The sequence below is a fragment of the uncultured Novosphingobium sp. genome (assembly GCF_964277725.1).
Taxonomy (GTDB): domain Bacteria; phylum Pseudomonadota; class Alphaproteobacteria; order Sphingomonadales; family Sphingomonadaceae; genus Novosphingobium; species Novosphingobium fluoreni.
Genome location: NZ_CAXYKL010000206.1, coordinates 1 through 8,237 on the forward strand (window position 1 = coordinate 1; position 8,237 = coordinate 8,237).

General features: G+C 61.9%; 7 protein-coding genes and 1 pseudogene. 2 read left to right on the forward strand and 6 right to left on the reverse strand.

Annotated elements, in window-relative coordinates; all coding sequences use genetic code 11:
* Positions 1–865, forward strand: an 865-nt coding sequence (locus ACHWRX_RS11815; RefSeq protein WP_394659359.1) for a carbohydrate ABC transporter permease, incomplete at its 5' end; no start/stop codon positions are given.
* On the opposite strand, the gene ACHWRX_RS11820 is transcribed toward ACHWRX_RS11815, so the two are convergent.
* The 5 genes from ACHWRX_RS11820 to ACHWRX_RS11840 form a co-directional block, all read right to left on the reverse strand.
* Positions 855–1,922 (reverse strand): ABC transporter ATP-binding protein, encoded by a 1,068-nt coding sequence (locus ACHWRX_RS11820; protein ID WP_394659360.1) that lies wholly within the window; start codon positions 1,920–1,922, stop codon positions 855–857. The genes ACHWRX_RS11815 and ACHWRX_RS11820 overlap by 11 nt on opposite strands.
* Before the next feature lie 753 nt (positions 1,923–2,675).
* A complete protein-coding gene (gene tnpC / locus ACHWRX_RS11825) occupies positions 2,676–4,343 on the reverse strand; it encodes an IS66 family transposase (protein ID WP_394659361.1) in 1,668 nt (555 codons plus the stop codon).
* A gap of 66 nt (positions 4,344–4,409) precedes the next feature.
* Positions 4,410–4,757 carry an IS66 family insertion sequence element accessory protein TnpB gene (tnpB, locus tag ACHWRX_RS11830; RefSeq protein ID WP_394659362.1) on the reverse strand — a complete coding sequence of 116 codons (348 nt, stop codon included), beginning with the start codon at positions 4,755–4,757 and terminating at the stop codon, positions 4,410–4,412.
* A complete protein-coding gene (locus ACHWRX_RS11835) occupies positions 4,754–4,981 on the reverse strand; it encodes a hypothetical protein (RefSeq protein ID WP_394659363.1) in 228 nt (75 codons plus the stop codon). The genes tnpB and ACHWRX_RS11835 overlap by 4 nt, the downstream gene beginning before the upstream one ends.
* Positions 4,978–5,124 carry a transposase gene (locus ACHWRX_RS11840; protein ID WP_394659365.1) on the reverse strand — a complete coding sequence of 49 codons (147 nt, stop codon included), beginning with the start codon at positions 5,122–5,124 and terminating at the stop codon, positions 4,978–4,980. The genes ACHWRX_RS11835 and ACHWRX_RS11840 overlap by 4 nt, the downstream gene beginning before the upstream one ends.
* Positions 5,125–5,571: 447 nt before the next feature.
* On the opposite strand from ACHWRX_RS11840, the gene ACHWRX_RS11845 reads away from it, so the two are divergent.
* A complete protein-coding gene (locus ACHWRX_RS11845) occupies positions 5,572–7,725 on the forward strand; it encodes a TonB-dependent receptor (RefSeq protein ID WP_394659364.1) in 2,154 nt (717 codons plus the stop codon).
* A gap of 239 nt (positions 7,726–7,964) precedes the next feature.
* Here the strand turns inward: ACHWRX_RS11845 and ACHWRX_RS11850 are convergent.
* Positions 7,965–8,237: pseudogene (locus tag ACHWRX_RS11850) on the reverse strand (alkanesulfonate monooxygenase); the annotation flags it as partial.

Sequence of the window (8,237 nt, forward strand, 5' to 3'; positions counted from 1 at the left end):
ACCAGTGGCTGTGATGCAGCGCCGCCGCATCCGCGCGATCGTCGCCAACGGGCTTGTCGCCTTGCTGACGGCGGTCACGCTGATCCCGCTTGTCTGGATGGTCACCGTCTCGTTCATGCCGCGGGGAACTTCGAGCCACTTTCCGCCGCCGTTCTGGCCCGAACGGTGGTCTGGCGAGAATTACTACGAACTGCTCGTCCGGCGTGAGATCGACGGTGCATGGTTCGACTATCGCGTGCTGCCCGCGCTCGGCAACAGCCTGCTCATCGCTGTGATCGCGACGGTGCTGGGACTGCTGCTGACCGTCCCGGCCGGATACGCGTTTGCAAAGCTGCGGTTCACCGGACGCGAGCGGTTATTGAAGTTGCTGATCGCCGGATTGGTGGTGCCGGGACAAGTCGCCATGCTGCCGCTGTTCCTGCTGTTCAAGGAACTCGGGCTGGTCGACAGCTTCGCTGGCGTGATCCTGCCGGGTCTTGCAGGCATTTTTGCGATCCTGTTCGTGCGCCAGTCCGCTCTCGCCATCCCGGACGAGATGCTCGATGCGGCGCGCTTGGATGGAGCCAGCGAGGCGAGGATATTCCGGTCCATCGTGCTGCCGCTGCTGGCTCCGATCACCGTCACGCTGGCGCTGTTCCTGTTCCTGGGCAGCTGGAACGATTTCCTCTGGCCGCTGATCATCCTCACCGACCAGAGCAAATACACCCTTCCGGTCGCGGTCGGCGCGATCGTGCGCGAACATGCGGCCGACGGCGAGCTGATGATGGCTGCCTCTGTCGTCACCACCCTGCCGGTGCTGCTGATCTTCCTGCCATTGCAGCGCTTCTACATCAGCGGCCTGCTTGGCGGCAGCGTCAAGGGCTGATCCGCGGCAACGCGCACCCTTGCGCATAGAACACATGGACCTGCTGCGGCGGCACGCCGAAGCGCAGTGTCTCACCCAGCGAGACGACCTGATCCCCGGGCAGCTGAGCGACGACCGTTCCGATATCGCCTCTTGCCCCCAAGTGCACGAACGAGAGCGGCCCGAGACGCTCGAACAGTTCCACCGCGCCCTGGAAGGGGCCATGCTCCTCAGCGATCAAGTGCTCGGGCCGCACACCCACCGTGACGGGGGCGCCAAGGAGATCAGGCGCGGCGTGCACATCGGCTCGCAAGGTCTTGCCTTCCGGTAAGCGAAGGCTGACACCGCGCTCGTCGATCGCTTCGAGCACCGCCGCGATCAGGTTCATTCCCGGAGAGCCGATCGCCCGCGCCACCGCCAGTGTCGCCGGCTGCGTGTAAAGCTCCAGCGGTGCTCCGACCTGCTCGATCCTGCCCGCACTCATGACCACGATGCGATTGGCCAGCGTCATGGCCTCAAGCTGATCGTGCGTGACATAGACCATCGTCGCACCCAAACGCCCATGCAGCCGCGCGAATTCATGACGCATCCTGACGCGCAGTTCGGCATCGAGGTTGGACAAGGGCTCGTCGAGCAGCAGCACGCACGGCTCGCGCACGATGGCTCTGGCAATCGACACCCGCTGGCGCTGGCCACCCGACAACGCCGCCGGCCGCCGCTTCAGCAGAGCATCGAGGTCTAGCGCCTTGGCGACAGCGGCGACGCGGGATCGCACCTCCGCCTTGCCAAGCCGCTGTACCTTCAGCGGAAAAGCGATATTCTCTTCTACCGTAAGGTGCGGGTAAAGCGCGTAGGACTGAAATACCATGCCCAGGCCTCTCTCCGCCGGCGGGGCGTCGGTCACGTCGCGACCATCGATGAAAACGCGGCCACCGGTGGGCTCCACCAGGCCAGCGATCAAGCGCAGCAAGGTCGATTTGCCGCAACCTGATGGCCCGACGATGACAACGAACTCGCCCTCCTCTATCGCAAGATCGATAGAGTGCAGCACGTTGATCGCCCCGAACCTCTTGCTCAACTCGGTTATGCAGACTGATGCCAAGGTCGCTCTCGCTAATGTTTTGATTAGACGCGCAAACCGAGCGCCTTCTGCGAAGCGTGACCATCAAAGCGCCCTATTGTCGAGAGTGTCCCGACGGGCAGCGTCGGAGTTATTGTGCCATGGGCGAAGGAGGGTGATGCTCTGCGTCTTCCAGCAGGTTGTTAAAAACAACAAGATCGCCCAACGCAGCAAAAGACGACCTACCTGCGATAGCAGGCCAAGGCATTCTTTCACAATCCTCTCCCCTTGGCGTACCGGCAGAACTTTTGCATCGGGGTGTCGTCGAGAGGATGAGAGCGAGATATAGCCACTTCTTCAAGGTCAAATACGGATCATGTCGCCACTGTCACGATTAATCGCATCTGCGACGAAGTCCCCGTCCGGCCATTTCACGGTGAAACTTAGGCGATTGTAGTTCTCAGTTCTGACTTTAAGCTAGCGCGTGCAGCCTGGCTTGCTCCCGTCGATCCTCATGGGCCGGCTTCGCTATCCGTCGCCGGATGCAGCCAGCGTTTCCCCCGCAACAGTAGGGCGCGGGGATGCTGAGTTTGTCATATGTTTTCATGATGCCACCAAGCCAAACACGTGGTGAGATAGGTAATTGTATGTGTTTTGAGCAAAAGTTGCTTCATGCGACCGCGATTGGCTGTGCCCATGACTGAGCGCGGTGAGCGATAGGGAGTACGCATCCGATAGCGGCCGCGATCACGTTACTACGGTGATGCCCGCTTAGGCGGCGAGGTCTGGAGCCTGCTGAAGGGTCTGGGCAGCCTTCCATTCCCAAGGAAGCAGTTCGTGCAGCCTTGTCTGGGGAATGTCGGCGATGCGATCGAGGACATCGGTGAACCAGGCGAGCGGATCGGCGTCGTTGAGCCGTGCGGTGCCAAACAGACTGAACATCATGGCAGCGCGCTCGCCGCCGCGGTCCGAGCCGACGAACAGCCAAGCCTTCCTGCCCCGGGCCACGGCACGAAGCTCGCGCTCGGCCGAGTTGTTCGTCAGGCAGATCCGGCCGTCAGCGAGGAAGGTGGTGAAGCCTTCCCAGTCGTTGAGGAAGTAGGCGATCGCCTTGGCAACGGCATCGTGGCGCGAGAGGCTGGCGCGCGTCGTGTGCATCCAGGTTTCCAACTCGGCGACGATCGGCGCGGATAGCTCCTGGCGAACGGCACGCCGCTCGACGGCAGAGTTGCCGTTGATGTCGCGCTCGATGGCAAAGAGCCGATCGATTATGACCAACCCCTCGGCTGCCAAAGGAGAGATGAGCGGCGCCGCACCGTTCTTGCGCTTCGTCTGCTGTTTGATGTCGACGAGCTTGAAGAACTCCCGGCGGCCATGTGCCCAGCAGTTTGCGCGCGTCATCGGCTGCTCGACCCGGCCATCGCGGAACAGCTCGTTGAAGCCGGCGAACCTGTCGACCTGGAGGATCCCGCTGTAGCCGGCCAGATGTGCCCGGGGATGCTCGCCCTTGCGGTTAGGCGAGTAGTAGCACAGCGCCACTGGCGGCGCCGGCCCGCCAAATGGACGATCGTCGCGGATATAGTCCCAGATCCGCGCCACCTCGGTCTTGTGCTTGGCGAGCAGCGGCACCGTGGTGTCGTCGGCGTGCAGCCGGTCTGCCGCAAGCGCGTGGGCTTCCAGGAGCAAGAACAGCGGCTTTACCGCCACGCAGATCGCCCCAATCTGATCCGCCAGCGTCGAGAGGCTCAACGGGATGCCCTCTCTCTCGAGGCGATCACGCTGGCTGTTGAGAGGCTGATGCAGCCCGTACTTTTGGAAGGCGAGATTTGCCAGGAAGTGCGGGCCGAACATCCCGCGCGGGGTAACGTGGAACGGCGCCGGGGGCTGGCTGATCTTGTCGCAGCGGCGACAGGAGACCTTTTCCCGCACGGTCTGAACCACCTTGTGGCGCGCCGGCACGCGCTCGAGCGTCTCAGTGACGTCCGCCGGCAAGTGGCTCAGATCGTCCGAACCGCAGCATGGGCAGGTCTCGGGCGCAGGGATTACGACCCTCTCGCGCGGCAGATCGGCAAAGAAATCTCGGCGCGTGCTCCGCTTGCGGGTGAAAGCCGCGACCGTGGAGGTCTTTGCCGCCGCGATCTGCCCTAGAAGCTCGGCCTCGCTGGCGTTGGCCTCCAACTCGTCGAATGTCAGCTCCAGCTGGTTGAGCAGGCGCCGGCTGCGCTCCGAGCTTGCGCCGTATTTTTCCCGGCGCATCTTCTGATTGATCAACTCGAGATAGGCGTTGCGGGCCAGCAGATCGGCATTGATCGCCCGCACCTTGGCCAGCTCAGCCTGGGCTTCGAGGACCTCGGCCTGGACTGTGGCAGCTTGCTCGCGAACGGTCGCGAGCTCAGCATGAAGCTGCTCAAGCTCGTCAGGTGCGTCGCTTGCGGCCATGCCCCTTCATAGCACGCACCCGCCACAAACCCTAGGATTTTAGCCGTTTTTACGTCGCCGCCGCGATCACCCGACCTGTGTCGGGCGCCAGGTTTCCTGGGGGTTTCGCCAGTCTATGCCCTCTAGCAAGCACGCCATCGCTGAGGCCGAGATCGCCACCGTGCCGTCCTTTGCCGCCGGCCATACGAACCGGCCTTTCTCGAGGCGCTTGGCGTAAAGGGACATGCCGATGCCGTCATGCCATAGGATCTTGCAGAGCGATCCGCTCCGCCCACGAAAGACATACAGATCGCCGGCATGAACGTCCTTTTTGAGGCACTGCTGAACCTGCAAGGCCAACGAACGCATGCCCCGGCGCATATCCGTGTGGCCAAGCGCGAGCCAGACCTTGCCGCCGGTGGGGATCGGGATCACCGCGTCAGCGCCTTCAGCACCGCCGCGGCCACCGCAGGCGGTGCCGAACCAAAAATACTCACCCTGCTGCCACCGGGAAGCTCGACTACGATCGCAGCGTGCCCTGCCGGCAACTCGGCAGGAAGCTCATCGACTACGATCGCTTCGGCAAAGCCGGAGACCACCGCCGGTGCATCGGACGCCACAGCACGCCGGCGAAGATTGCGGCGCCAAGTGTAGATCAAAAACCCGTCGAGAAATCGTGCCGCCGCGCGACCTGCGCCACCAAAGCGCCTGGCGCGAACGCCTCGCCTAGAATCTGCACCCGCTCCTCGTCGCTCCACCGCCGTCGCCGCGCTGGCCCGCCGAAAACCGTCACCTGACCCACACCAACCGCTCCTACGCGTACTCTCAAGAGTCCGCTTAAGAGCGGTCGCTCACTTGCCCGGCAAGGCGCCCGCTATCGGAGGCGTACGATAGGGAAAAAGCCGTCAGCGCTGATCTGTTATTCGATGCTCCCCCGCGACTATATCGCAGCCACGATCAAGGCAGAAAACGATGGCATTCCTTGTCTAGCGCGGATTGAATATCCTCAATCGGATGGTACGATCCGACCTGATTTTGGCGACCGGGAAGCGATATCACGGCGGCCGGTAAAAGGGAGAGAAGTGGCATGAAGCGTTTTGGCTTGCTGTTGTTTGCGTCAATTCAGGCCATAGGCCTATCATCAATCGCCCATGCCCAGGACGCGGCACCAGCTCCGGAACAGACGTCCGCACCCGCAAGTGGCGACATCGTCGTTACCGCACGGCGTCGTGCGGAATCTCTTCAAAATGTGCCGATCTCGATCACTGCGGTTTCCGGCAGCAAGTTGGTCGACGCTGGCGCCACCGACATCGGTTCACTTCAGGCCGTCGCCCCCGCGCTAAACGTTACAACGTCGGGTACCAGCCGCAACGTCTTCTCGCTCTCGCTGCGTGGCCAGCGGACGAACGAGTCCCAACTCCTTACCGACGCACCGGTCGGCGCCTATTTCGCGGAAGTGCTGCAGGCCCGCACCGCTGGCTTTGGCTTCTCGCTTTACGATCTTCAGTCGGTTCAGGTGCTGAAGGGCGTTCAGGGCACGCTGTTCGGCCGCAACATGACCGGCGGTGCGGTGCTGGTAGAACCCAACCGCCCGACCGACAAGGTGGAGGGCGAGCTACGCGGCCAAATCGGCAATTATCGCCTGCGCGACCTTTACGGCATGGTCAACCTGCCAATCACCGACTGGGCGGCCGTGCGGGTCGCCGGCAAGACCCGCGAGCGGAAGGGCTTCACCACCGACATCAGCGATGGCCGCGACTATGACGACCAGAATTTCGACTCCTTCCGCGCCTCGCTGCTGCTGAACCCAGGAGACATTGAGTCAATCACGATCTTCGATTGGGTGCGCAGCAAGACCCACGGATCGGCTCTCTACCCGACCGCGATCGACCCAACCGCCCCGGCGATCGCCGGCTATGCCGCGTTGCGTGGCTTCGGCTTTCCCGTGCCCGATCCCGTAGCCCAGTTCGCACGCCAGCAGACGTTCGGGCGGCAACAGATCGATCAGGGGCTGGGCGATGGCGGCAACCTGGACGCGTATGGCCGCAAGCCGTCGGAGTTCATCAAAAACTACGGCATCAGCAACCGGACCTCGATTCCGATCGGCGATCTCACAATCAAGAACGTCTTCGGATATCGCAAGCTCAACACAAACACCTTCCAGGACTTGGATGGCGTCCCGGCCATATTGATCCAATCCAACCAGTTCAAACGCATTCAGCAGTTCAGCGAGGAGTTGCAGCTTCAAGGGGACATACTCGACAACAAGCTCACATTTGTGGCCGGTGCCTATTATTTCCTGGAAAAAGGCTCTGACGGATCGACCTCGCAGCAATTCCCGGAGCTGGCGATCGTCGGATCGGGCCTGCCGCTCTCGACCCCCGCTATCCTGTTCCGCAACCAGCTTGGCGGAACCGGTCGTGCAGAGGCAATTGCCGGTTATCTGGCGGGCACCTATCGCTTTTCAGACAAGCTCCAGTTGTCCGCGGGCCTGCGCTACACCGACGACAAGCGCCGCGCGACGGTCAGCCCAAGCCTTCCTGCGCTTGGCGTCTGCCTGTTCCGCGATCCCAGCGGCACCCCGCTTCCATTCAACGCGTGTAGCCGCACAAACAGCCGCTCATGGAACGCGCTGACCTGGGATGTCACGCTGCAGTACCAGCCGACCGAAGACATCACCGCCTACGTTTCAACGCGGAAGGGCTTCCGCGCGGGCGGCTTCTCGCTACGCGCGACGTCGGATGCCGAGCTTGCGCCGTTCAATCCGGAGAATGTGCAGGAATATGAGGTCGGCCTGAAGAACCGGTTCGATCTTGGTGGGCCCACTCTGTCAACGGCGCTGGCGCTCTTCTACCAGGATTACAAAAACGTCCAGAAGCAGACCTCCGGCATCGACGCCGCCGGCAACGTGACGACCATCATCGAAAACACTGCAGCCCAGAAGAATTATGGCGGTGAGTTCGACGCGACGCTCACATCCGGCCCTTTCAACGTCACGCTCGCTTACGCCTACGTCAATGTCGACATCACCAAGGGGCGGCAGCAGTTCGAATACGAACTGGTCGGAGCGTCCAAGCATCAGTTGGGCCTCAACGCGAATTACACCTCCACCATTCAGGAAGTGGGCGATCTATCGCTGAACGCCAGCCTCGCCTATCGTAGCGGCGTTTGGCTCGACAAGAATGACGAGCAGGGGCGGCAGAAGGCCTACGCGCTCGTCAATCTGCGCGCCGGTATCGACAACATCGGCGGAACCGGGCTGGGCGTCGCCGCCTTCGCCAACAACGTCACCAACAAATGGTATCGGGTCGGTGTGATCGGTATCTATCGCGAGGCCGGCTACCTCTCGAGCACATTTGGCGAACCACGGACTTACGGCATGGAAGTGTCATATAAGTTCTGAGGAATCAGGCAGGCGACAGACCCATCATAGGGTACTGTCGCCTGTAATCTTCGAAACGCACCTCTATTAGTTGTGAGCATGCTTGGCTTGCCGGATAGTCAACTGGTTGAGTAGACCTGACCGTGCTCAAACTAACGCGATTCAGCTTCAATCAGAACTGCCGATACGGGGCGGATGAGAAGACAAGCAAAATCTGAAGGGTGTAATCAAAATCGCCCTGATTTGATACAAGATGACGCTCATCCTGCAAGGGCAATAGGCCTGCCTTCACGTTCAGCAACTTTGGCGCGGACAAGGGGGATCAGTTCCCGCCCGTAATCAACGGCATCGTCCAGCGGCTCGAAGCCGCGGATCAGGAAATGGTCGATACCGATGTCGTAACAGTCCAACATGCCAGCCGCGACCTGCTCCGGCGTGCCAACCAGGCCCGTGCTGTTGCCCTGCGCGCCGGTCAGCGCAGCAACGCCAGTCCACAAACGCGTATCGCGCCGCCCGGCCTGCGCGGTCTCCAG